The organism is Leifsonia sp. LS1, assembly GCF_020521355.1.
In the GTDB taxonomy this organism is placed as follows: Bacteria; Actinomycetota; Actinomycetes; order Actinomycetales; family Microbacteriaceae; genus Leifsonia.
In genome coordinates this window covers 661640-684169 of record NZ_BPER01000001.1, presented here as the reverse complement: position 1 = coordinate 684169, position 22530 = coordinate 661640, and the positions used below count along the sequence as shown (strand labels likewise).

Annotated in this window: 23 protein-coding genes; 14 read left to right on the top strand and 9 right to left on the bottom strand. The window is 72.0% G+C overall.

All coding sequences use genetic code 11. From position 1 onward, the window contains the following. The first annotated feature begins 6 nt into the window (after positions 1–6). Both LLS1_RS03270 and LLS1_RS03265 read left to right on the top strand, forming a co-directional pair. A complete protein-coding gene (locus LLS1_RS03270) occupies positions 7–729 on the top strand; it encodes an alpha/beta hydrolase (RefSeq protein ID WP_226653574.1) in 723 nt (240 codons plus the stop codon). A 4-nt stretch (positions 730–733) separates the two neighbouring features. Further along, positions 734–1183 (top strand): MarR family winged helix-turn-helix transcriptional regulator, encoded by a 450-nt coding sequence (locus LLS1_RS03265; protein WP_226653573.1) that lies wholly within the window; start codon positions 734–736, stop codon positions 1181–1183. Here the strand turns inward: LLS1_RS03265 and LLS1_RS03260 are convergent. From LLS1_RS03260 to LLS1_RS03245, 4 genes are all read right to left on the bottom strand, one after another. Further along, positions 1146–2123: a diacylglycerol kinase family protein gene (locus LLS1_RS03260; protein WP_223358192.1), complete on the bottom strand. Its 978-nt coding sequence runs from the start codon at positions 2121–2123 to the stop codon at positions 1146–1148. The two genes, LLS1_RS03265 and LLS1_RS03260, sit on opposite strands and share 38 nt — an antisense overlap. Before the next feature lie 460 nt (positions 2124–2583). Continuing rightward, entirely contained in the window at positions 2584–2871 is a 288-nt protein-coding gene (locus tag LLS1_RS03255; protein ID WP_226653572.1) for a hypothetical protein, read from the bottom strand. A gap of 15 nt (positions 2872–2886) precedes the next feature. Continuing rightward, the gene (locus LLS1_RS03250) at positions 2887–3429 is read right to left on the bottom strand and encodes a hypothetical protein (protein WP_226653571.1); all 543 of its coding nucleotides are present in this window, start codon (positions 3427–3429) and stop codon (positions 2887–2889) included. 301 nt (positions 3430–3730) lie between these two features. Next, entirely contained in the window at positions 3731–5008 is a 1278-nt protein-coding gene (locus tag LLS1_RS03245; protein ID WP_226653570.1) for a serine/threonine-protein kinase, read from the bottom strand. 139 nt (positions 5009–5147) lie between these two features. Here LLS1_RS03245 and LLS1_RS03240 point away from each other — a divergent pair, with 139 nt between their 5' ends. From LLS1_RS03240 to LLS1_RS03230, 3 genes are read left to right on the top strand one after another with little or no spacing between them, the layout of a single operon-like run. Next, the gene (locus tag LLS1_RS03240) at positions 5148–5672 is read left to right on the top strand and encodes a MarR family transcriptional regulator (RefSeq protein ID WP_226653569.1); all 525 of its coding nucleotides are present in this window, start codon (positions 5148–5150) and stop codon (positions 5670–5672) included. Between the two features lie 50 nt (positions 5673–5722). Further along, positions 5723–5887 (top strand): hypothetical protein, encoded by a 165-nt coding sequence (locus LLS1_RS03235; protein ID WP_169730356.1) that lies wholly within the window; start codon positions 5723–5725, stop codon positions 5885–5887. A gap of 12 nt (positions 5888–5899) precedes the next feature. Beyond that, on the top strand, positions 5900–6151 hold the full coding sequence (locus LLS1_RS03230) for a DUF6458 family protein (RefSeq protein WP_223358195.1): 252 nt from the start codon (positions 5900–5902) through the stop codon (positions 6149–6151). Positions 6152–6226: 75 nt separating this feature from the next. Here the strand turns inward: LLS1_RS03230 and LLS1_RS03225 are convergent, their stop codons facing one another. Together LLS1_RS03225 and LLS1_RS03220 are read right to left on the bottom strand one after the other, a co-directional pair. After that, entirely contained in the window at positions 6227–7621 is a 1395-nt protein-coding gene (locus LLS1_RS03225; protein ID WP_374758230.1) for an aspartate aminotransferase family protein, read from the bottom strand. Between the two features lie 108 nt (positions 7622–7729). Continuing rightward, on the bottom strand, positions 7730–8281 hold the full coding sequence (locus tag LLS1_RS03220) for a helix-turn-helix domain-containing protein (protein WP_226653567.1): 552 nt from the start codon (positions 8279–8281) through the stop codon (positions 7730–7732). A gap of 31 nt (positions 8282–8312) precedes the next feature. On the opposite strand from LLS1_RS03220, the gene LLS1_RS03215 reads away from it, so the two are divergent. From LLS1_RS03215 to LLS1_RS03200, 4 genes are all read left to right on the top strand, one after another. After that, the gene (locus LLS1_RS03215) at positions 8313–9278 is read left to right on the top strand and encodes a DMT family transporter (RefSeq protein WP_226653566.1); all 966 of its coding nucleotides are present in this window, start codon (positions 8313–8315) and stop codon (positions 9276–9278) included. Between the two features lie 42 nt (positions 9279–9320). Continuing rightward, positions 9321–10268 (top strand): GlxA family transcriptional regulator, encoded by a 948-nt coding sequence (locus tag LLS1_RS03210; RefSeq protein WP_223358199.1) that lies wholly within the window; start codon positions 9321–9323, stop codon positions 10266–10268. Positions 10269–10497: 229 nt separating this feature from the next. Beyond that, positions 10498–11496: a type I glyceraldehyde-3-phosphate dehydrogenase gene (gap, locus tag LLS1_RS03205; protein ID WP_223358200.1), complete on the top strand. Its 999-nt coding sequence runs from the start codon at positions 10498–10500 to the stop codon at positions 11494–11496. Positions 11497–11589: 93 nt separating this feature from the next. After that, on the top strand, positions 11590–12501 hold the full coding sequence (locus LLS1_RS03200) for an aminoglycoside phosphotransferase family protein (protein ID WP_308443777.1): 912 nt from the start codon (positions 11590–11592) through the stop codon (positions 12499–12501). Between the two features lie 98 nt (positions 12502–12599). Here the strand turns inward: LLS1_RS03200 and LLS1_RS03195 are convergent, their stop codons facing one another. Beyond that, positions 12600–14684 (bottom strand): DEAD/DEAH box helicase, encoded by a 2085-nt coding sequence (locus LLS1_RS03195; protein WP_226653565.1) that lies wholly within the window; start codon positions 14682–14684, stop codon positions 12600–12602. A 266-nt stretch (positions 14685–14950) separates the two neighbouring features. Between LLS1_RS03195 and LLS1_RS03190 the strand changes: the two genes are divergently transcribed. Genes LLS1_RS03190 through LLS1_RS03175 form a run of 4 tightly spaced genes read left to right on the top strand, consistent with a single transcriptional unit; the run spans position 14951 to position 19604 of the window. Further along, the gene (locus tag LLS1_RS03190; protein ID WP_226653564.1) at positions 14951–16414 is read left to right on the top strand and encodes an NAD(P)/FAD-dependent oxidoreductase; all 1464 of its coding nucleotides are present in this window, start codon (positions 14951–14953) and stop codon (positions 16412–16414) included. A 2-nt stretch (positions 16415–16416) separates the two neighbouring features. Further along, on the top strand, positions 16417–16851 hold the full coding sequence (locus LLS1_RS03185) for an SRPBCC family protein (RefSeq protein ID WP_226653563.1): 435 nt from the start codon (positions 16417–16419) through the stop codon (positions 16849–16851). A 57-nt stretch (positions 16852–16908) separates the two neighbouring features. Continuing rightward, the gene (locus LLS1_RS03180; protein ID WP_226653562.1) at positions 16909–17181 is read left to right on the top strand and encodes a DUF2277 domain-containing protein; all 273 of its coding nucleotides are present in this window, start codon (positions 16909–16911) and stop codon (positions 17179–17181) included. 59 nt (positions 17182–17240) lie between these two features. After that, entirely contained in the window at positions 17241–19604 is a 2364-nt protein-coding gene (locus tag LLS1_RS03175) for an excinuclease ABC subunit UvrA (protein ID WP_226653561.1), read from the top strand. A 304-nt stretch (positions 19605–19908) separates the two neighbouring features. Here the strand turns inward: LLS1_RS03175 and LLS1_RS03170 are convergent, their stop codons facing one another. Continuing rightward, the gene (locus LLS1_RS03170) at positions 19909–20295 is read right to left on the bottom strand and encodes a phage holin family protein (RefSeq protein WP_226653560.1); all 387 of its coding nucleotides are present in this window, start codon (positions 20293–20295) and stop codon (positions 19909–19911) included. 66 nt (positions 20296–20361) lie between these two features. Here LLS1_RS03170 and LLS1_RS03165 point away from each other — a divergent pair, with 66 nt between their 5' ends. After that, complete coding sequence (locus tag LLS1_RS03165) at positions 20362–21549, top strand: S1C family serine protease (RefSeq protein WP_226653559.1); 1188 nt, start codon at positions 20362–20364, stop codon at positions 21547–21549. Positions 21550–21663: 114 nt separating this feature from the next. On the opposite strand, the gene LLS1_RS03160 is transcribed toward LLS1_RS03165, so the two are convergent. After that, the gene (locus LLS1_RS03160) at positions 21664–22422 is read right to left on the bottom strand and encodes an IclR family transcriptional regulator (RefSeq protein ID WP_223358208.1); all 759 of its coding nucleotides are present in this window, start codon (positions 22420–22422) and stop codon (positions 21664–21666) included. Positions 22423–22530 lie beyond the last annotated feature (108 nt).

The window sequence follows — 22530 nt, the reverse complement described above, 5'->3', positions numbered from 1 at the left end:
AGGGGCATGGCTAGGCGCATCGGGGTCGTGGCGGGATGGGTCGCGGGCGTGCTCGTGCTGGTGGTCGTCGGGTTTCTGGGCTGGGCGAACACGCCCATGATGGGCGAGCGGCAGGCCGCGATCGAAGCGTGGACGGATCCCGCCGTGCAGATCCGGGATGCCGGGGACGCCGTCGTCGTGGCCCCGACCGGCCAGGCGTCCGGCGAAGGGCTCGTCTTCATCCCCGGAGCGCGCGTCGACCCGTACGCCTACCTCCGCAAGCTCTCGGGCGCGGTGGCGGAGACGGGGCTGACCGTGGTCGTCACGAAGCCGACCCTCAACCTGGCCTTCTTCGACACCCGCCCGCTGAGCACCTTCACGAGCCTCGCTCCGGCGGTGGACGAGTGGGCCGTCGGCGGCCACTCCCTCGGCGGCGTGCGCGCCTGCCAGCTCGCCGACGACCCCGTCGTCAAGCGACTCATCCTGTTCGGCAGCTACTGCGCGAACGACCTGTCGCAGACCGGTCTCGAGGTGCTCTCCATCGGCGGCGAGCGGGACGGCCTGAGCACTCCCGCGAAGATCGAGGCCGCGGCGCACCTGCTGCCCGCCGACGCCACGTTCGTGGAGGTGCCCGGGATGACGCACGCGCAGTTCGGCGACTACGGCCTGCAGCCCGGCGACGGAACCGCCGCGATCAGCGACGATCAGGCGCGCGACGCGATCACCGCCGCACTCACCTCGGTACTCTGAGGGGGTGGACCAGCGCGCCGAGGACGATCAGCATCGGCCCGAGAACTGGCCGCTCGGCCGGCTGCTCGGCGCGGCCTCCCGGGCGGTCGAACGCGCCTGGGCCGAGGCTCTCGACGCGCGCGGCCTCACGCACGCCGGGCTGATCGTGCTGCACCTGCTGGAGCTCGGCGTCGCCTCCCAGGCCGACCTCGCCCGCATCGCCCAGGTGGAGGCGCAGACGATGTCCCGCACGGTCGACCGCCTCGAGCGCGAGGGACTCCTCACCCGGCAGCCCGACGCCTCGGACCGTCGCCGTCACGTGCTCGCGATCACCCCCGCCGGCCGCACGGCGTTCGAGGCCGTGCGCGGCCTGGAGGACGAGGTCTTTCCGGAGGTCGCCGACCCGGCCGGCCTGCGCGCCGCCCTGCTCCAGATCGTCAGGGCGTCTCCCCGTCCGGGGCCGCCGGCACCTTGACGACCAGGCTCAGCGGGTCGACGCGGGTGCGCATGGCGAGCACCTCGCCGAACAGGTCGCCGTCGAGGTCGACCGGCTGGGGCTCGCTGAGACGGAGGATGAGCTCGCGTCCCTTGAGGTAGTTCATCGCGTGGATCTCGTGCCCGGAGCCCATGAGCCTGCGGCCGACCCCGGTGCGACGGAGGATGCCGTTCTCCCAGAAGACCTTCGCGACGATCTGCACCCAGCCGAAGAACCCCTGCGGCCGCAGCACCACGATGTCGAACTCCCCGTCGTCGACGGCGGCGTCGGGCAGCAGCAGGATGTTCGCCGGCAGGGAGCCGCAGTTGCCCACGATGACGGTGTGCGCGCGCATCGCGTGGACCTTGCCGCCGTCGAGCCGGTAGCGCAGGTGCAGCTCGTTCTTGTCACGCAGCACGGTCCCGATCGCCTTCACGTAGGCGAGCCAGCCGGCCTTGGCCTTGAGCTCGTCGTCGGTCGCCGCGATCATCTGCGCGTCGATCCCGAAACCGGCCATCACCAGGTACGCGTGCTCGGTCGTCGCGCCGTCCGCGTCCCGCAGCTCCGCGACGCCGACGTCGATGGGCCGGTCGTCGCCGCCGAACGCGCTGTCGAGGGCGTTCTCCACGTCGTCCAGGGTGAGGCCGAGGTTACGGGCCAGGAGGTTGCCCGTGCCGGACGGCAGGAGGGCGAGCGGCGTCCCGCTCCCGCGGAGCGCCTCGGCGACGGTGCGCACGGTTCCGTCTCCGCCTGCCGCGATCACCACGTCGACCCCGCGCTCGATGGCCTCACGGGCCTGCCCCGATCCGGGGTCCTCGGGAGTGGTCTCGAGCCACAGGGTCGGCTCCCAGCCCCAGCGCTCCTCGGCAGCGCCCAGGGCAGCGCGAAGGGCGGGCTCGTCGACCTTCACAGGGTTGACGACGATCGCGGCGATGCTCATTCAGGTCCTCTCGTCCCCACGACCGTACCCCGCTCGGCGGCGAATGGGGCGGCGGCCACACGTCCGGCCGATGCCCTCCCGACGGCGCTGGCAGCGGCGATGGTCGCGGTGCAACACGATGATGACGATGGCTGACCATTCCTTCGGCAGCTGATGCCGGCGGTTGCTGCCGTTCCCGTCGGGCATCAGCCGTCGCCGTCGTCCTCGTGCAGAGGACGTGGTCGGTGATGCGGGCCGCGGTGAAGCGAGCCAGGAAGCGCACCCCTCGGCGGTGAGGATCGTGGCCGATGTCGCGAGCACCCAGCCGGAGCAATCGGAGCTCCGCGCCCGTAAGAAACGGCGCTGCGGTACTGCTATCCCCGACGTCGTGCGCCGACGGCGACAGCGCGTGCCTCACCACAGCAAGGAGACGAGGCGCGGCACAACCTGACCGCTCCTCGTCGCCTCGGGTGCGGTGCCATCACGCCTTCTCGACTCGTGCTACGAGAGTCTCTCGTTGTTCGTCGAGTTCGGTGCTCCGCCTGAGCCCCACACGGTCCAGGTAGTGGTCGATGTAGCCGGTGAGTTCCTCGTGCCCTGGCCCGTCGGCCAGAGCGGGTGCTTCGTGTGCGAGTGGTTCATCGCGGGCCAACGAGTACAGGCACACATCCCAGTGCTGGTACCCGTCGCCCGCGAGGGATCTCCGGGCCTCTATGCGGACGACGGAGGCGATCTCTGCGAGATCGAGTTCGAGGATCGGTTTGACCACTTTCCGACCTTACGCTCAGAACGTGATCACATCGGTCGGGTCGCCCGATGCGCAACATCCTGCCGTCGTGAGCACCGTCCCGGAGGCCATTGCAGTGAGGGTCTTGCCCTGGAGCGCCTTTCCGACAACGGGCTTCACGACCGACCATGTCTGATTGCCCAACGGGGCAAGGCCGCTCATGTCGTGAACCACGAGGTCGATCGACGACGAGTACGTGACCGACCAGTTATGACTGATCGGCGAACCGTGCGACGGAGAAATGGTGTACGCCGTGTAGACCGCTGTCTTCGAGTTGAATCGGACAGTTGACGTCCCGCAGTTCCCTGGGACCGTTCCCCGCGACTGGAGTCCGGTGTCGGATTGCACGTCGACCGCGCTCTCGTGGCTACCTGCAGGCGCGCCGGTCGGGACGCCGTACGTGGTGCCATCCGGGTTCGTTCGAACTTCGTATCCGGCCCACGACGCGTTGGCCTCAGTCATCGGGATGAAGTGCATCGGCGCGCTCTTCACGGCTCCATCGAAAGCGGCTGCCGGCGCGACGGTGCTGATAACGCTCACCCCCGCAATTGCAACGATGGCCGCCAACGCTACCACTGCCCGAACCCGGTCGCGCTGCGATCCCGGATGCAGTGCGCCTCGCGCCGCAGGTCCCCGCTAGCGGTCGGCGACGTCGCGGAGCACGACCTCGACGATCACGACGAGGCACACGGCCACGAGGGCCCAGGCGAGGAGGGTGAGAACCACCCTCCCTTCCTACCGGAGCGGGGGCTTGCATGTGCCTGATCGCGGGAACTCGTAACATGCGGGGGCAAGATGTCACACGCCGGAAATGCAGGAGTGGCCGGACTGCGGAAGGGGATCAGCCTTTGCCGTTGCCCTTGTCGCCCTTGTTGCCGTGCCCGTTGCCGCCGTCGCCCTTCCCCTTGCCCTTCCCCGGTCCGTCGTCGCCTGCACCCGGTGCAGGGTCGGGTGTGGAGGCCGGGGTCGGCTCGACCGCCGGAGCCACGGTCTGCGGCGGCGCCGGCACGCTCGGTGTGGGCCGCGGAGTCGGGTCGGTGTCGGTGGGGCCGCCTCCGGGCGCCGTCATCGCGCCGAGCGCGAGCGCGGCCGCCACCACGACGACGCCACCGCCGGCCAGCGCCGCGACCCGCAGCCTCCGTCGACGTGTCGTGCCGGGAAGCAGTCGCGTCGTGCCGGGAAGCAGCCGCGTCGAGGCGGGAAGCAGCCGCGTCGCCGTCGCAGCCGCGCCCGGAGCCGCCACCTCCGCGCCGGGCGGCCCCACTGTCCGGGCGGCCGACACCGCCGCCTCCGGCGCCCAGCCCGCCAGCTCGGGCGCCATCTCCGCGGCCATCACGGCCACCTCTCCCGCGGTCGGCCGCAGGGCGGGGTCGCTGCTCGTCATCGCCAGCAGGAGCCCCCGCCAGCCGTCCGGGAGGTCGGCGGGCACCCGCGGGTCGTGCGCGGCCCGCGCCGCGACGGCCTCCATCGCGGTCCCGGGATACTGCGCGACGCCGGTCAGCGCCTCCAGCACCACGAGCCCCAGCGCGTAGACGTCCGCGGCGGGGCCCACGTCGCCTCCGCGCAGCTGCTCGGGGCTGAGGTAGCCTGCGGTGCCGATGATGGTGCCCTCGGTCGTCAGCCGTTCCGCGCCGAGCAGGTGAGCGATGCCGAAGTCGGCCAGCTTCGCGACGGGCGGGCGGCCCGCAACGGGTGAGGCGGCGAGCAGGATGTTGGCGGGCTTGAGATCGCGGTGCACCATCCCGGCGCCGTGGACGACGACGAGGGCTTCGGCCACGCCTGACGCGACGGCGGCGGCCTGCTCCGCCGGCAGCGGGCCGGCATCGAGCCGCGTCCGGAGATCCTCGCCGTCGACGAGCTCCATCACCAGGAAGCTCGGCGTGGCGTCCCCTCCCGCGGAGAGGTGCGCGTCGAAGAGCGTGACGAGGTGCGGGTGCGCCAGCCGGGCGAGCGCGCTCGCCTCCCCGCGCCTGCGCGCGTCGTCCGCCGCCGTCCCCGCTGGGAAGAGCTTGATGGCGACGAGTCTGCCCAGCTGCCGGTCGTACGCGCGGTAGACGGTCGCCATGCCGCCGCGACCGAGCCGGTCGCGCAGCTCGTACCGGTCGAGTAGCGGATCCACCGTGCGAGCATACGCGCCCACCTCGACGGAGGCGCATCCGGCCGTCGTCCAGCCTCCACCGTGAATACGCCCAGAATCCGCTGTCCGGCCCTTGAACCCGGGGTGCGAGTGGGCCTCTCTGGGTGATGTGGATGAGCGTGTGGACGAGCAATCGGGCGGCGTGGGCGACGCGCACCGGCCTGACACGGGCGTGCTCGAGGCGCTCCAGGTCTACCGCGCGGCCGAGGCGGCCATGCGACGGCGCACCGGCGCGGCGATGGGCATGGGCGACAACGACCTGCTCGCCTTGCGGCTCATCCTCGACAACACGGCCGCCGGCCGGCACACCGCCGCGAAGGATGTCAGCGTGTATCTGGGCATCTCCAGCGCCTCCACGACCGCTCTGATCGACCGCCTCGAGAGCGGCGGGTTCGTCGAGCGGCGCCGCAGCATGACCGACGGCCGCTCCATCACCCTGCTCCCCACACGTGCCGCGCTGGGCGAGACCGGGCCGCTCCTCGCGGAGGCCGACGCGCAGTTGGCCGCCGCGTCGGCCGAGCTGAGCGCCGACGAGGCGGAGACCGTGACGCGCTTCCTCATCCGCATGCGCGAGACGGTGGATCGCATCTCGGCCGACCGCGCACGGGCTAGACCCGAAAAGCGACGCAGTCAAGGGGATTACTAGGCAACCGAAACAGTTGTTCGGTGGTTGGCGTCTAGGAAAGGACACTCTCCATGAACATCCTGCTCATCATCATCGCGATCATCGCGATCGTCCTGCTGCTCACCGGAGGCTTCGTCCAGTCGCTGAACTTCCTCCTGTGGGTCGGAATCATCCTGCTCGTGCTCGCCGTGATCGTCTGGCTGGTGCGGATGCTGACCGGCAGCCGCCGGGTTTAGCGGAGGCCCTCGATGAGCCTCGGCACCGGGATCGTCCTCTTCGTCATCGGCGCGATCCTGGCGTTCGCCTTGAACGTGCAGGTGGACTGGATCGATCTCCACCTGGTGGGGTACATCCTGATGGCCGCCGGAGCGGTCGGCATCATCCTCGGAATCGTGATGATGTCCCGCAGGCGCCGCAGCGTGGCGACGACGCGCACGGCCGTCGACCCCGCCACCGGCGAACGTGTGACCCGCCGTACCGGCGAGTCGGACGAGTTCTGACGGCCTGCTGATCGACGGAGGCCCGCACCCATCCCGGGTGCGGGCCTCCGTCGTGTCAGCGGGTCGACGCGTGCGTCACATCGTGTCGAGGATGGCCACGAGGTCCTCGAACGTCGTCAGGGGGTTCAGGATCGCGAACCGCGTGTTCGGCCGCCCGGCGTGCGAGCTCGGCGTGACGAAGGCGCGCTGCTCCTCGAGCAGGCGCGCGGACCAGCGGGCGTAGTCCTCCTTCGTCCAGCCCTCGCGCTCGAAGACGACGACGGAGAGCTGCGGCCTGCGCACGAGCCGGAAGCCATCGCGCCCCTCGATCTCCGCGGCGATCCGCTCGGCGAGCCGCAGCGAGGCCGTGACCGCCTCCCGGTACGCCGCGGCCCCGTGGCTGGCGAGTGAGAACCAGAACGGCAGCCCCCGCGCCCGCCGAGTGAGGTGCACGGCGTAGTCCGACGGGCTCCACTCGGCGGCATCGGTCAGCGTGTCGAGATACTCGGCGTGCTGCGTGTGCGCCCGTCGGCCCGCCTCCGGATCCCGGTAGATCAGCGCGCACGCGTCGAAAGGCGCGAACAGCCACTTGTGCGGGTCGACGATCACCGAGTCCGCGTGCTCGACACCGGCGAACCTCGGGCGGGCCAGCGGGGAGAGCATTCCGGCGAGCCCGTAGGCACCGTCGATGTGCAGCCAGAAGTCGTGCTCGGCCTTGAGCGCGGCGATCGAGGCGATGTCGTCGACGATGCCGAAGTTGGTGGACCCTCCCGTCGCGACGACGGCGAACACCGCGTTCCCGTACTGCTCGAGCGCGGGGCGCACGGCCTCGCCGGTGAGGATGCCCGACTCCCCCGGGGAGACCGGGACGACCTCCACATCCATGACGCGTGCCGCCGACGCGACCGACGAGTGCGCCTCTGCGCTGCACACGATCACCCACCGGCCGGACGGCGTGCGACCCTGGGCGCGGGCGTGATCGCGCGCGGCGACGAGCGCGGAGAGGTTGCCGAGCGTACCGCCCTGCACGAACACTCCGCCGGCGGTCGCGGGCAGCCCGAACTCGGCGGCGAGCCACGCCAGCACCTGGTTCTCCGCGTAGACCGCGCCGGACCCCTCCAGCCATGAACCTCCATAGACGGCGCTCGCCGAGACGACGAGGTCGAATGCGGTCGCCGCTTTGGTGGGGGCGGTCGGGATGAACGACAGGTACTGCGGGTGGTCCGTCGTGATGCAGGCCGGGGCGAGCACGTGCTCGAACACGGCCAGCGCACGCTCGGCGCCCATACCGCCCTCGGAGACGGTCTGCCCGGCGAGGCGGCGCAGCTCGGACTCGGGGAGGGGCTTGTCGAGTGGGGTGTCGGTGCTCAGAATGCGGCGGCGCGAGTAGTCGAGCACGAGATCGACGAGCTCGCGCGTCTCGGGCGTGACGGCGTGCATCCGGTCTGCGGACTGCGGGGACTGGGCGTTCATGGGACCTCCGCGGTCCATGCTTTCACACGGAATGAGCAGGAGTGCGGCAGCACACGCGGATTCGGTGCGTGGTTCTCCATCAATGCGCACGTATCGTGCGCCGCCGCACCCAACGGCGGCGACTACTCAGGAGACCACGAGCCGGACGAAGCGCACCCCCTCGTCCCCGGCCGCCGCGTAGGAGTAGCGCTGCGCACTGGAGTAGATGACGTGGTCGCCCGCTCCGAGCTCCGAGACGCCGTCCTCCCGCTCGATCACGAGACGGCCGGCGGTCACGAAGACGATCTCGTGCCAGCCGGCCGGATCGGGCTCGGCGTCGTAGCGGTCGCCCGCGGCGAGCGCCCAGGTCCACAGCTGTGCGTCGGCGCGGGCGGGCACGGCTCCGACCAGCGCGGCGACACTCTCCGTCGAGGCACCGCGCCAGGCGACCGCGTTGACCGCGATCGCCGGGGCCGACGGCTCGGCGACGAGCGTGACGAAGTCGGTGTCCAGCGCCGCGGCGATGCGGTCGAGCCCGGAGAGGCTGATGTTGGCCTCCCCCGCCTCCAGGTTGATGATCGTGCGACGACTGATCCCGGAGCGGTCGGCGAGAGCCGCCTGACTGAGTCCGCGCTCCTGGCGGAGGCGGCGGAGGTTGCCGGCGACGTGGGCGAGGACATCCGAGCCGTGCTCTGGCATGTGCACCATTCTGCACCATAGAATGTGCAGGATGCTGCACACGCCCGTTGAGACCCGCGAACCCGCGCGGCGACGCCTCCCCATCAGCCGCCAGGAGGGCGCGCTGCTGGGGATCACCGCACTGTGGGGCTCGACCTTTCTCATCGTGCATCTCGCCATGCAGCACAGCGGTCCGTGGTTCTTCGTCGGCCTGCGCTTCGCGGTCGCCGGGCTGGTCGGCATCGTCGTGTTCCACCGCGCCCTGCGCGGGATGCGCTGGCGCGACGTGGGGGCGGGCGCCGCGATCGGCGTCTCGATCGCCCTGGGCTACGGCCTGCAGACGATGGGCCTGCAGACGATCAGCAGCAGCACCTCCGCCTTCATCACCGCGCTCTACGTGCCGCTCGTGCCCCTGTTGCAGTGGCTCGTGTTCCGCCGCGCGCCACGCGCGCTCACCCTGGTCGGCGTCGCGCTCGCCTTCGTCGGGCTGCTGCTGCTCGCCGGGCCGGACGCGCTGACCATCGGGCTCGGCTGGGGCGAGATCGCCACCCTCATCAGCACGCTGCCGATCGCGGCCGAGATCCTGCTGATCGGATTCTTCGCGAAGTCGGTGGACGCCGGGCGCGTCACCGTCGTGCAGCTGCTCGTCGCGGGGGCGGCCGGCTTCATCGCCATGCCGTTCGCCGGAGAGGCCGCGCCGTCCTTCTCGTGGGCCTGGCTGCTGCCCGGCATCGGCCTCGGCGTCGCGAGCTGCGTCATCCAGCTCACGATGAACTGGGCGCAGCGTTCGGTCTCGCCGACCCGGGCGACCATCATCTACGCCGGAGAGCCGGTGTGGGCGGGCCTCATCGGACGCATCGCCGGCGACCGCCTCCCGCCGATCGCGATCGCCGGGGCCTGCCTCATCGTCGCCGGTGTCATCGTGAGCGAACTGCGGCCCGGGAGGCGGAGGGCCGCCGATCCCGCACCCGCCGCTCCCTCGTCCTCCGGCGCGGACCCGCAGCCTGACCTCGGCTAGACTCCGGCGCGCGGGCGTCTCCTGCCCGCGGAAGGAGCTCGGATGACCGCCCGGGACCATCGCGTCGCCGTCCTCGTGCTCGAGGGCGCGAAGCCGCTCGACGTCGGAATCCCGTCCCAAGTGTTCGCCCACCGGCCGAGCATGCCGTACGAGGTGCACGTGTGCGGCGCCGAACCGGGCCTCGTCACCGGCGGCGACGGACTCTCGTACCACGTCGCCGACGGGCTCGGCGCGCTGGAGTGGGCCGACACCGTCTTCGTGCCCGGCTACCGCGAGCCCGCGCGCACCGAGCCTCCCGCCGCCGTCGTCGAGGCGCTGCGCCGAGCCCACGACCGCGGCGCCCGCCTGGCCGCCATCTCGACCGGCGCGTTCGCGCTGGCCGCGACGGGGCTGCTCGACGGCCGCCGCGCCACCACGCACTGGCATTACACGCGCGCCCTCGCCGAACGGCACCCCTCGATCCGGGTCGACGAGAACGTGCTCTTCGTCGACGAGGGCGACGTCCTGACCTCGGCGGGCGCCGCCTCCGGGATCGACCTGTGCCTGCACCTCGTGCGACGCGACCACGGCGTCGCCCTGTCCAACCGTGTCGCACGCCGCCTCGTCGCCGCGCCGTACCGCAGTGGAGGCCAGGCGCAGTACGTTCCGCGCAGCGTCCCCGAGCCCCTGGGCGACCTGTTCGCGGAGACACGGGAGTGGGCGCTCGGCCGGCTCGCGGAGCCGATCGCGCTGGCCGATCTCGCCCGCAACGCCAACGTCTCGGAGCGCACCTTCTCGCGCCGCTTCGTCGAAGACACCGGCTACACGCCGATGCAGTGGGTGCTGCGCGCCCGCGTGGACCTCGCGCGCGAACTGCTCGAGCGCAGCGACCTCGGCGTGGAGCAGATCGCCCACCGGGTCGGCCTCGGCACCGGCGCCAACCTCCGCCTGCACTTCCACCGCATCCTCGGCACCTCCCCCACCGACTACCGCCACACCTTCTCCGCCTAACCCCCCTCCCCCACCCCGGACGGCACACCGAGGCGGCTCGAAATCGCACGAAAAGCTCCGAGGCGGCGCACAATTCGCCGCCTCGACGTCGCAGGGTGCGGATGGGTGGCGGGATGCTTGGGCGCAGTGGCGAGGACCATGGCGGGATGCTTGCGGGAGGTGTCCACGCAGCCACTTTCGTGGCGCACGCGGAGTGCTGACGATGGAAGGCGCAACGAAAGGACTCCCCATGACCCGCATCGCCGTCAACGGCTTCGGCCGCATCGGACGAAACACCCTCCGCGCCCTCCTCGAGCGCGACACCGACCTCGAGGTCGTCGCCGTCAACGACCTGACCGCGCCCGACGCCCTCGCCCAGCTCCTCCGCTTCGACAGCTCGCTCGGCCGCCTCGGCCGCCCGGTCGAGGTCGACGGCAGCGCCCTCGTCGTCGACGGCCGCCGCATCGAGGTGCTCGCCGAGCGCGACCCCGAGAACCTGCCGTGGGCGGAGCTCGGCGTCGAGATCGTGCTGGAGGCCACGGGCCGCTTCACGTCCGCCGAGGCCGCCCGCGCCCACCTGCGCGCGGGCGCCGAGCGCGTGCTGGTGAGCGCCCCGTCCGACGGCGCCGACGTCACCCTCGCCTACGGCGTGAACACGGACGCGTACGACCCGGCCGCGCACACCATCGTCTCCAACGCCTCCTGCACCACGAACGCCCTCGCGCCGCTGGCGAAGGTGCTGGACGACCTCGCGGGCATCGAGCACGGCTTCATGACGACCGTGCACGCCTACACGCAGGAGCAGAACCTCCAGGACGGCCCGCACCGCGACCCGCGCCGCGCCCGCGCCGCCGGCGTCAACATCGTGCCCACCACGACCGGAGCCGCCAAGGCGATCGGCCTGGTGCTCCCGGGCCTCGACGGCAAGCTGTCGGGCGACTCCATCCGCGTGCCCGTCCCGGTCGGCTCGATCGTCGAGCTCAACACGACGGTCGCCCGCGAGGTCACCCGCGACGAGGTGCTCGCCGCCTACCGTGCCGCCGCCGAGGGTTCGCTGGCCGGCATCCTGGAGTACTCGGAGGACCCGCTGGTCTCCAGCGACATCACGGGGCAGCCCGCGTCCTCCATCTTCGACTCCGCGCTCACCCGCGTGGACGGCAAGCACGTGAAGGTCGTCGCCTGGTACGACAACGAGTGGGGCTTCTCCAACCGCGTCGTCGACACCCTCACCCTCCTCGCCCGGTCCTGATCGGTCTCGCGAGACGTGAGTCGTTGCGGGTGGAGGCGCGTCCTCACCCGCAACGGCTCACGTCTCGGCGGCCGGTCTGTTAGCGTCGAGCGGGTGCACTCAGGATCCACTCCGACGGCGGACATCGCCGCCGACGCCACGCTCGTCGCGCGCATGATCGCCGAGCAGCACCCCGATCTCGCCGGCCCGTTGCGGCTGGTGTCCGACGGGTGGGACAACCGCATCTTCCGGCTCGGCGACGACCTCGCGGTCCGCGTGCCGCGGCGGGAGGCCGCCGCCCACCTCATCGAGCACGAGCAACGCGTCCTCGCCGCGATCGCCGAACGCGTCGCCATCCCCGTCCCCGCCCCCGTGCGCGTCGGCGTGCCGAGCGTGACCTTCCCCTGGCCGTGGAGCATCGTCCGCTGGCTGGAGGGGGTCGACGGCGCATCGGTCGACGCCTCCGCCCGCGCCGTGATCGCGGAGCCGCTGGCGGGCTTCCTGCGCGCTGTGCACATCCCCGCGCCCGCCGATGCGCCGGTCAACCCGGTCCGCGGCGTTCCGCTCGCGACGCGCGACATCGCCGTCCGCGAGCGCCTCGCGATGCTCGCCGCCCGCCCGGACACCGTGGCCTCCACCGACGCCCTGCTCGCCGTGTGGGAGGACGCGCTGGCCACCCCGGTGTGGGGCGGTCCGGCACTCTGGCTGCATGGCGACCCCCACCCCGGCAATCTCCTGCTCCGCACCGACGCCAGTGGCGCAGTGGATGGGCTCGCCGCAGTGATCGACTTCGGGGACGTGACCGCCGGCGACCCGGCGACCGATCTCGCGACGGCCTGGCTCACCTTCGACGCGCCGGCCCGCGCCGTGTTCCGGGAGACGCTGGACGGCTCCGTCGACGAGGCGACGTGGCGACGCGCACGCGGCTGGGCGGTCATCATGGGCACGGCGCTGGCGGCGAACTCCGACGACAGCCCACGCATGGCGTCCCTCGGCCGGCACGCGCTGGCACAGCTGACCGGCTGACCGCCGGCCGCCCGACGGCGGCGCGCAACGCAGGAGCCCCCGCCCACCGCGCAGCAGACGCTGCGCGACGGGCGGGGGCTCCGCGCTTCGACTCCCGCTTACGCGTCGGCCCCGGCGAGCGCGGACGCCTGCGCGAGGTCGGTGACCAGCTGGTCGCCCGGGATGACCGGGACGAACTCTGCCTCGATCTCGGCACGGTCGAGCAGGTCGTTCATGCGGCGCTGGCGCTGGCGCGGGATGAGCGTCACGACCGTGCCCTGCTTGCCGGCGCGGCCGGTGCGGCCGGAGCGGTGCAGATAGGTCTTGTACTCGTCCGGCGCATCGGCCTGGATGACCAGGTCGATGTCGTCCACGTGGATGCCGCGGGCGGCGACGTCCGTCGCGACGAGCACGTTGACGCGGCCGCTCGTCAGCTGCTGCAGGTTGCGGGTGCGCCGCGACTGGTTGAGGTCGCCGTGGAGGCTGACCGCGGGGATCCCCGCGTCGTCCAGCTGGTCCGCCAGCATCTCGGCGAAGGCGCGGGTACGGGCGAAGATCAGCGTCTTGCCCTCGCGGTCGGCGAGCTGCTCGATGATGGCCGGCTTGTCACGGTGCTCGATCACGAGCACGCGGTGATCGATGGTGGAGGACGCCTGGTCCTCCCCCGCGACCTCGTGCACGGCGGGCTCGACGAGGAACTCGTCGACGAGCTGGGCGACCCCGGTGTCGAGGGTCGCCGAGAAGAGCAGCTTCTGGCCGCCCTCGGCGGTCTCGCGCAGGATGCGCTGCACCGGCTCGAGGAAGCCGAGGTCGCACATGTGGTCGGCCTCGTCGAGGACGCTGATGACGACCTGGCTGAGGTCGAGACGACCCTGCTCCACGAGGTCCTCGATGCGGCCCGGGGTGCCGATCACGATGTCGACGCCGCGCTGAAGGGCGCCGACCTGACGGCCCTGCGGCACGCCGCCGTAGATCTGGGTGGTGAAGAGGCCGACGCTGCGGGCGATCGGCTGCACCGTGCGGTCGATCTGGAGGGCCAGCTCGCGGGTGGGGGCGAGGATCAGGGCGCGCGGGGCGCGTCCGATCTGGCGCTTGCCGCCCGACTTGCCCGACTCCGCCCAGAGCTGCATGAGGCGCTCGACCAGAGGGGCGCCGAAGGCGATCGTCTTGCCGGAGCCGGTGCGGCCGCGGCCGAGCACGTCCTTGCCGGACATCACATCGGGGGCCGTCGCGGCCTGGATCGGGAACGGCCTCTCGGCACCGAGCTCGGCGAGGGCGCGCACGACGTTGCCGCCGAAGCCCAGGTCGGCGAAGGTCACGCCGTCGACGTCCTCCGCCTGGATGGCGTCGGCCTCGAGCCGCTCGAGCACGACGTCGTCCTGCGCGTTGTACGCGGACTTGCCGTCGCGGGACGGGAAGAAGGAGGAGTCGCGGCGCGGAGCACGGTCGCCGCGGTCGTCGGACGAACGACGCGGACGGTCGTCGTAGTCGCGACGCGGCCGCTCGGCGCGGTCGTCGAACGACCGACGCGGACGGTCGGAGAAGTCGCGACGCGGACGGTCCTCGTACTCGCGACGCGGAGCACGGTCGCCCCGGTCGTCGGACGAACGACGCGGACGGTCGTCGTACTCGCGGCGCGGCCGCTCGGCGCGGTCGTCGAACGACCGACGCGGACGGTCGTCGTACTCGCGACGCGGCCGCTCGGCGCGGTCGTCGAACGAGCGGCGCATGCGGTCGGTACGGTCGTCCGCCGTGCGGCGCGGACGGTCGTCGTACTCGCGACGCGGAGCACGGTCGCCCCGGTCGTCGAAGGAACGACGCGGGCGGTCGTCGTATTCGCGACGCGGGGCCCGGTCGCCCCGGTCGTCGAACGACCGACGCGGTCGGTCGTCGTCGCGGCGCGGCCGGTCATCGCGGCCGGCGCGACCGCGGTTGTCCCACTCGCGCTCGGTGCGGCGGGCGTCCTTGCCGCGGGGCTCCCAGTTCGGGCGCTCTCCGCGACCACGGCCGCCGGCGCTGTCGGAGGCGTCACGGGTGCCGTAGACGGAACGGCCGCGCTCGGCGCTCGCGCCGCGCTTGGCCCGGTCGTCGGCGGACCAGCGGGCCTTCTTGCCCGCGGTCTGCTCCTCGGGGCGATAACCGCGGTGCTTGGGGCTCTTGCTGCCGGCCTGCTTGGGCCGGTCGTTCTTCTTGTACGGGGGCATGCGTCGTTCTTCCTGGGTTGAGTTCAAGTGCGCGGCGGCGCGCTGAAGCGCACCGGGGATTCCCCGACGAACATCGTCCGGGGCCGTTCACATCGTGATTGTCCGCACCACCGATCGGGTGCGGAACCGGCCCGCTTGACTTACAAACCCATCCGCGCGCCACATGCGCGGTGCCAAGAGCCGACCGTCCAACGATACAGGATGGATGCTGGGAGCGGGCTGCCGATCCTCACGACCGCGGGCGACCTCCGGGGTATACAGGAGTCATGTCCTCCGACTCCTCCGTCGACGCCGTCGTGATCGGCTCCGGCCCCAACGGGCTCGCCGCGGCCGTGACGCTGGCCCGCGCCGGTCTCGCCGTCCGCGTGTACGAACGCAACGCGACGGCCGGAGGCGGGATGCGGACCGAGGAGGTCACCCTCCCCGGCTTCCGCCACGACCTGTGCTCCGCCGTGCACCCCCTGGCCTTCGCGTCGGGCTTCTTCCGCCGGTTCGGATTGGCGGACCGGGTGCGGTTCATCACACCGACCGCCTCGTACGGTCACCCGCTCGACGGTGGACGCGCGGCCCTCGCCTATCGCGACCTGGAGCGCACGGCCGACGCGCTCGGCCCCGATGGAGCCGCCTGGCGCGCGCTGATCGGCCCGCTCGCGCGGCACGCGGACGAGGTGGCGCAGTTCACCGGCTCCGCGGTGATCCAGCTCCCGCGACATCCGCTCGTCGCCGCCCGTCTCGGTGCGACGGCTCTGCTGCAGGGCGGCCCCTGGTGGAACCTCCCCTTCCGCACCGAGGAACCGGGCGCCCTGCTGGCCGGCGCCTTCGCGCACACGACGGTCGCCCTCCCGAGCGTCGCGGGCGCCGCCGCCGGACTGACCCTCGTCAGCTATGCGCACGCCCGGGGCTGGCCTGTACCGATCGGCGGGTCGCAGAGCATCGCGAACGCCCTCGTCGCCGATCTAGAAGCGCACGGCGGCGAGGTCGTGACCGGGGCCGAGATCACCAGCCTGGGCGACCTCCCCGACGCGCGCGCCATCGTGTTCGACACCCACGTCCGTGCGGCCGCGCGCCTCGGCGAGGACCGCCTCGCCGCCGGGTACCTGCGCCGGGTCTCGCGATTCCGCGACGGCAACGGCGTGTGCAAGGTCGACTTCGCCCTGTCCGGCCCGGTGCCGTGGACGAACCCTGAGCTGAACGAGACCGCGACCGTCCACCTCGGGGGCTCGCGGCCCGCGGTCGCCCGCGCGGAGCGTGCGGTCGCGGCCGGGCGGCTCGGTGACGATCCGTACGTGCTCGTCTCGCAGCCCTCCCTCTTCGACGGATCCCGGGCACCGTCCGGCAAACATGTCCTCTGGGCGTACACGCACGTCCCGCGGGGCTCCTCCGCCGACCGCACCGAGGCCGTCATCCGGCAGATCGAACGGTTCGCCCCGGGCTTCCGCGACCTCGTGCTCGCCAGCACGTCCCGCACCGCCGTGCAGATGGAGCAGTACAACCCCAACTACGTCGGCGGCGACATCTCGACGGGGATGCCCGATTTCCGCCAGCTCATCGCCCGCCCTGTAGCCTCCCCCGACCCGTGGCGGATGCCCGGCCGCGGCCTCTACCTCGCCTCCGCCTCCGCCGCCCCGGGCCCCGGCGTGCACGGTCTCGGCGGCTACTACGCCGCCCGCAGCGCCCTCCGCCACGAGTTCGGCATGAGCCGCATGCCATCGCTGGCACCGAAGGAGTGAGCATGTCCGTCACCGTCCGCCGTCTCAACTGCACACCGGAGCAGGTCTTCGCCGTGCTCGCGGACCCGTGGGTCTACCCCAGCTGGGTCGTCGGGGCGTCCCGCATGCGGGCGGCGGACGACGGATACCCTGCCGCGGGTTCGCGGCTGCACCACTCCATCGGGGTGTGGCCGTTCGTGCTGAACGACGAGACCCGCGTCGACGAATGGGACCCGCCACGACGGATGGTGCTGCAGGCCAAGACGCGTCCCTTCGGCGAGGAGCGTGTCGTGATCGACGTCCGCCCACGCGGCGCGGGATGCGTGGTGCGGATGGAGGAGCATCCGGTCGCAGGGCCGGCGCGCCTCATCCCGCGCCCGATCGCCGACCTCGTGCTGCACGTGCGCAACGCCGAGTCGTTGCGCAGACTGGAGTGGGCGGCGCGCGGACGGGCGTAGCACCGTCGCGGCCCGACGGGCATGGCGACGCCGCCGCGCCCGGCGTACCCTCCCGGTATGTGCCGCAACATCCACGTCCTCCACAACTTCGAGCCCGCGGCCACCTCTGACGAGGTGCGCGCCGCCGCGCTGCAGTACGTGCGCAAGGTGTCCGGGTCGACCACGCCCTCCCAGGCGAACGCCGCGGCGTTCGACCAGGCGGTCGCGGAGATCGCCCACGCGACCCAGCACCTCCTCGATCACCTGACGACCTCCGCCCCGCCGAAGAACCGCGAGGTCGAGGCGGAGAAGGCGAAGGCGCGGTCGGCGCAGCGCTTCGCCCAGGTGTAGCTCTCCGCGCCGTGGGCGCCACCCGCTAGCGTGGGAGCGCCGGACCGAGGGAGAGACCGATGAGCACGCCCACCACTCACGTCGCCGACACGCACGACTTGCTGCGGGTGCAGGGCGCCCGCGAGAACAACCTGAAGGACATCAGCGTCGAGCTGCCCAAGCGGCGGCTCACCGTGTTCACGGGGGTCTCCGGCTCGGGCAAGAGCTCCCTGGTGTTCGGGACGATCGCCGCCGAGTCGCAGCGGATGATCAACGAGACCTACAGCGCGTTCGTGCAGGGCTTCATGCCCGCGCTGGCCCGACCGGACGTCGACGTGCTCGAGGGGTTGACGACCGCGATCATCGTCGACCAGGAGCGGCTCGGCGCGAACGTGCGGTCGACCGTGGGAACGGCGACGGACGTGAACGCGATGCTGCGCATCCTGTTCAGCCGGCTCGGGCAGCCGCAGGTGGGGTCACCGCAGGCGTTCTCCTTCAACGTGGCGTCGGTGCACGGCGACCGGGCCGTGACGATCGAGCGCGGCTCCGGCAAGGCGGAGGCCGGCAGCTTCACCATCACCGGTGGGATGTGCCCGCGCTGCGAGGGGATGGGGATGGTCAACGAGATCGACCTCGCGCAGCTGTACGACGGCACCCGATCGCTCTCCGAGGGTGCGATCACGGTCCCGGGCTACACGGCCGACGGCTGGGCGGTGCGGCAGTACGCCGAGTCCGGGTTCCTCGACGCGGCGAAGCCGATCGACGACTACACGGACGCCGAGCTGAAGGACTTCCTCTACAAGGAGCCGACGAAAGTCAAGATCTCCGGCATCAACATGACCTACGAGGGGCTGGTGCCGAAGATCCAGAAGTCCTTCCTGTCGAAGGACCGCGACGCCCTCCAGCCGCACATCCGCGCGTTCGTCGACCGCGCCGTCGCGTTCACGACCTGCCCGGACTGCGGCGGCACGCGCCTCAACGAGGGAGCCCGCTCCTCCCGCATCGACGGCGTGAACATCGCCGACGCGTGCGCGATGCAGATCAGCGACCTCGCGGAGTGGGTACGCGGGATCGGCGAGCCGTCGGTCGCGCCCCTCCTCGCGAACCTGCGGCACACGCTCGACTCGTTCGTCGAGATCGGGCTCGGCTACCTCTCCCTCGACCGGCCCTCCGGCACGCTGTCGGGCGGGGAGGCGCAGCGCACCAAGATGATCCGGCACCTCGGATCGTCGCTCACCGACGTCACCTACGTGTTCGACGAGCCGACCATCGGGCTCCACCCGCACGACATCCAGAAGATGAACGAACTGCTGCTGCGGCTGCGCGACAAGGGCAACACGGTGCTCGTGGTGGAGCACAAGCCCGAGGCGATCGCGATCGCCGACCACGTCGTCGATCTCGGTCCGGGCGCGGGGACCGCGGGAGGCACCATCTGCTTCGAGGGCACCGTGGAGGGGTTGCGGGCGAGCGGCACCCTCACGGGCCGCCATCTCGACGACCGCGCCGCGGTCAAGGATGCGGTTCGCACCCCCTCCGGCGCCCTGCCCGTGCGCGGGGCGACCGCCAACAACCTGCACGACGTCGACGTGGACATCCCGCTCGGAGTGCTCGTCGTCGTGACCGGGGTGGCGGGCTCGGGCAAGAGCTCCCTCATCCACGGCTCGGTGTCGTCGCACGACGACGTCGTCTCGATCGACCAGGGTGCGATCCGCGGCTCACGACGCAGCAACCCCGCCACCTACACCGGCCTGCTGGAGCCGATCCGCAAGGCGTTCGCAAAAGCGAACGGCGTGAAGCCCGCCCTGTTCAGCGCCAACTCCGAGGGCGCGTGCCCGACCTGCAACGGCGCCGGGATGATCTACACGGATCTCGGGGTCATGGCGAGCGTCGCCACCGTCTGCGAGGAGTGCGGGGGCAAACGGTTCCAGGCCTCGGTGCTCGAACACACTCTCGGCGGCAAGGACATCAGCGAGGTGCTGGCGATGCCGGTCACGGAGGCGCGCGAGTACTTCCGCGAGGGCGAGGCGCGCACCCCGGCGGCGAGCGCCATCCTGGACCGCCTGGAGGATGTCGGCCTCGGCTACCTCGCCCTCGGCCAGCCGCTCACCACCCTCTCCGGCGGCGAGCGCCAGCGGCTCAAGCTGGCCACCCACCTCGGCGAGAAGGGCGGCGTCTACGTGCTCGACGAGCCGACCACGGGCCTGCACCTGGCCGACGTCGAGCAGCTCCTCGGCCTCCTGGACCGGCTCGTCGACTCCGGCAAGTCGGTCATCGTGATCGAGCACCACCAGGCCGTCATGGCCCACGCCGACTGGATCGTCGACCTCGGCCCGGGCGCGGGGCACGACGGCGGCCGCGTGGTCTTCGAGGGCACGCCTGCCGAGCTGGTCGCAGCGCGCTCGACCCTGACGGGCGAGCACCTGGCGCGCTACGTGGGGGCCTGACGCGGCCAGGCGCTCAGTACGTCGCGCGCCCCCGCTGACGTCGTAGACGCCCGGTGGAGAAGCTCAGCCCGCCGGAGGCGAGCCAGGCGACGAGCATCGTTGCCGGATTCCACTGAAGATGGAAAGGAGGGGGCCACCCCGTGACGCGCAGGCAGCGGAGAGGTGTCCTGCCCCGCATTTGGACCGAATGTGCACTCTGGCGCCGCCATTCTCCACATTTGGTCCACATCGCAAGGCTCGCACCACGCCACGGTCGGCACTTTCGGGCGTGCTCGGCGGCGTAGCGGCGTTGCGAAGCGCCGCCTCAGGCGCGGGAGGCGGTGACCTTCTTCTTCAGGAAGATCAGCGGCAGCAACCAGGTGCCGAGCGCCGTGACGAGCCACACCACCAGGGCCGCGAGGATCCATGTCACGAAGTCGTCGACGCGGATACCGCCGGGGAACAGCGACGCGATGATCAGCGCCACGAGCGTCGACACGAGCCCGATCCCGCCGAGCACCGCCGACGCGTACTTGCGCGCCAGGTTGAAGATGAACGGCGCCAGCACGCTCTGCGCGATGGCGAAGACCACGATGGCGACGAGACCGCCGGCCCACTCGAGATGGAACCCGGGCAGCAGCCACATGGCCACCAGCAGCCCGAGAGCGGCGGTCACGACGAAGATCGCCGCACGGATGAGGAACCTGACCATGCCAGGACAGTAGCGCCCCGCGCTCTGGCGCCGCTAGCCTTGCGCACGATCGACCAGGGAGGCGCCGTGACAGACCGCGACGAGCAGTCGGAGAACGCTCCGAAGGACGGCGCCGACGCGCCGACCGGGTCGACACCGGACGGGGTGAGCACCGCGCCGACGACCACGACCCCGGCCGACCTCGCGCCGACCCCTGCATCCCGCGCCTCCCGGGCCACCGCCCTCCTCGTCACCGGTTCGGCCCTCGCCCTCATCGCCGGCGGATTCATCGCGGGCACCATCACGACGACCGCGCTTACGGCGGGTGCGTCCGGAGCCTGCGACGCCTCCTCGGTCGCGAACGGCGTCCTGCCCACGATCGTCACGATCTCCGTCACCTCCTCCTCGGGCGGCCGCAGTAACGGCAGCGGTCAGATCATCACGGACGACGGCTACATCCTCACGAACAACCACGTCATCTCGCCCGCGGCCTCCGGAGGCTCCCTCTCGGTGCGCCTCAGCGACGGGCACGACCTCGACGCCCGGCTCGTCGGCCGCGACCCGAAGACCGACCTCGCGGTGGTGAAGGTCGACGACGACGAGCCGCTGCCGGTCATCTCGATCGGCGACTCGGGCGCCCTGTCCGTCGGGCAGCCCGTGGTCGCCCTCGGCGCGCCGCTGGGGCTGTCGAGCACCGTCACCGCCGGCATCGTCAGCGCGCTCGGCCGCACCGTCCCCGTCCCGAGCGACGACGACCGCAATGCGGTGCTGGTCGGCGCCATCCAGACCGACGCCTCCATCAACCCGGGCAACTCGGGAGGCGCGCTCGTCGATTGCCGCGGGCGTCTCGTCGGCGTGAACACCGCGATCGCGACCGTGCCGGGCAGTGGAGGCCAGAGCAGCACGGGCAGTGTGGGCATCGGCTTCGCCGTGCCGGAGTCCTCGGCGATGCGGATCGCGCACGAGCTCATCGACAAGGGAAAGGTCTCGTACCCCACGGCGGGCCTCTCCGTCCTCCCGATCCCGCCCGGCGTCGCCGCCGCCTACGGCATCGCCGACGGCCTCTTCGTGCAGTCCATCGACGCGGGAGGCCCGGCGGCCGACGCCGGGCTGCAGGCCGGGGATGTCGTCACCGCCCTGAACGGGACGCCCGCCAGCAGCGTCGACGTCCTCACGGCAGTGCAGATCACCTCCCGGCCCGGCGACGAGGTCGCGGTCACCTTCGTGCGCGGAGGCCGCTCGCACGACACGACCCTCACCCTCGCCGAGGGCTGAACGGCCCCACCTCCCGCCACAGGGGTCCCACTCCGCCGCTCTGATCGGCGCAATGCGGCAGAGTGCGACCCCTGTGCGGCAGCGGAGCGCCGTGTCGCCGGACGCCTCCCGCCCTCAGCTCCCGCGGATGCGCCGCGACAGCTCCGCCGCCGCATCCCGCACCCGCGCGGCGAGCGTCTCCCATTCCGTGTGAGGCACGTTCTCGCGCGGGAAGGTCACCGCGATCCCCGCAGCCGGCCAGCCGGCGTGGTCGCGCACCGACACGGCGACGGACGCGAAGCCGGGCGTGACGTCTCCGTCCTCCGTCGCGAACCCGCGTTCGCGCACCTCCGCCAGCACCCGGCGCAGCTCGCCGTAGGTGTGCGGCCCGGCGCCGGTGCGCTCCTCGAAGGCGTCTCGGTCGGGGTACAGGGCGCGCAGCTGCCCGGCAGGGAGGGTCGCGAGCAGCGCCCGGCCGCTGGCGGTCAGGTGAGCCGGAAGGCGCACCCCCACATCCGTCACGAGCCGCGGCCGGCGGGGCGCACGCTCCTCCACGATGTACACGACGTCGCGCCCGTGCAGCACGGCCACGTGTCCGGATTCGCCGATCGCGTCGACCAGACCGGCGACGATCGGGCGGCCGAGCCTGCTCAGCGGCTGCTGGCGTGAGAAGGCGCTCGAGAGCTCGTAGGCGGCGACGCCGAGACCGTAGCGGCGCGCCTCCGGGAAGTGGAGGACGAACCCGTGGTCTCCGAGCACGGTGAGCAGGTGGTAGACGGTGGAGCGCGGCAGAGCGAGCGCCGTCGCGATGCTCGCCGCCGGAACCGGTCCCCGCTGTGCGGCGAGGTGGCCGAGGATGCGGAGGGTGTTCTCTGCAGCGGGGACCTTGCTCATCGACCCATCCTCTCGCGGGCGAGCGGCGGGGGAGGCGGCCCTGCCTCCCGGGCGCCGTCTGGGATCCCGGACACGGATGAGTGTACAGCCGGCCCGAGCGCATGCCCC

Bases quoted from the DNA above. Each gene is read 5' to 3' on its own strand.
- LLS1_RS03270 (WP_226653574.1), top strand. From the start codon at position 7: ATGGCTAGGCGCATCGGGGTCGTGGCGGGATGGGTCGCGGGCGTGCTC.
- LLS1_RS03260 (WP_223358192.1), bottom strand. From the start codon at position 2,123: ATGAGCATCGCCGCGATCGTCGTCAACCCTGTGAAGGTCGACGAGCCC.
- LLS1_RS03235 (WP_169730356.1), top strand. From the start codon at position 5,723: ATGAACATCCTGCTCATCATCATCGCGATCATCGCGATCGTCCTGCTG.
- LLS1_RS03230 (WP_223358195.1), top strand. From the start codon at position 5,900: ATGAGCCTCGGCACCGGGATCGTCCTCTTCGTCATCGGCGCGATCCTG.
- LLS1_RS03225 (WP_374758230.1), bottom strand. From the start codon at position 7,621: ATGGACCGCGGAGGTCCCATGAACGCCCAGTCCCCGCAGTCCGCAGAC.
- LLS1_RS03220 (WP_226653567.1), bottom strand. From the start codon at position 8,281: ATGCCAGAGCACGGCTCGGATGTCCTCGCCCACGTCGCCGGCAACCTC.
- LLS1_RS03215 (WP_226653566.1), top strand. From the start codon at position 8,313: ATGCTGCACACGCCCGTTGAGACCCGCGAACCCGCGCGGCGACGCCTC.
- LLS1_RS03210 (WP_223358199.1), top strand. From the start codon at position 9,321: ATGACCGCCCGGGACCATCGCGTCGCCGTCCTCGTGCTCGAGGGCGCG.
- gap (WP_223358200.1), top strand. From the start codon at position 10,498: ATGACCCGCATCGCCGTCAACGGCTTCGGCCGCATCGGACGAAACACC.
- LLS1_RS03195 (WP_226653565.1), bottom strand. From the start codon at position 14,684: ATGCCCCCGTACAAGAAGAACGACCGGCCCAAGCAGGCCGGCAGCAAG.
- LLS1_RS03190 (WP_226653564.1), top strand. From the start codon at position 14,951: ATGTCCTCCGACTCCTCCGTCGACGCCGTCGTGATCGGCTCCGGCCCC.
- LLS1_RS03185 (WP_226653563.1), top strand. From the start codon at position 16,417: ATGTCCGTCACCGTCCGCCGTCTCAACTGCACACCGGAGCAGGTCTTC.
- LLS1_RS03180 (WP_226653562.1), top strand. From the start codon at position 16,909: ATGTGCCGCAACATCCACGTCCTCCACAACTTCGAGCCCGCGGCCACC.
- LLS1_RS03175 (WP_226653561.1), top strand. From the start codon at position 17,241: ATGAGCACGCCCACCACTCACGTCGCCGACACGCACGACTTGCTGCGG.
- LLS1_RS03170 (WP_226653560.1), bottom strand. From the start codon at position 20,295: ATGGTCAGGTTCCTCATCCGTGCGGCGATCTTCGTCGTGACCGCCGCT.
- LLS1_RS03160 (WP_223358208.1), bottom strand. From the start codon at position 22,422: ATGAGCAAGGTCCCCGCTGCAGAGAACACCCTCCGCATCCTCGGCCAC.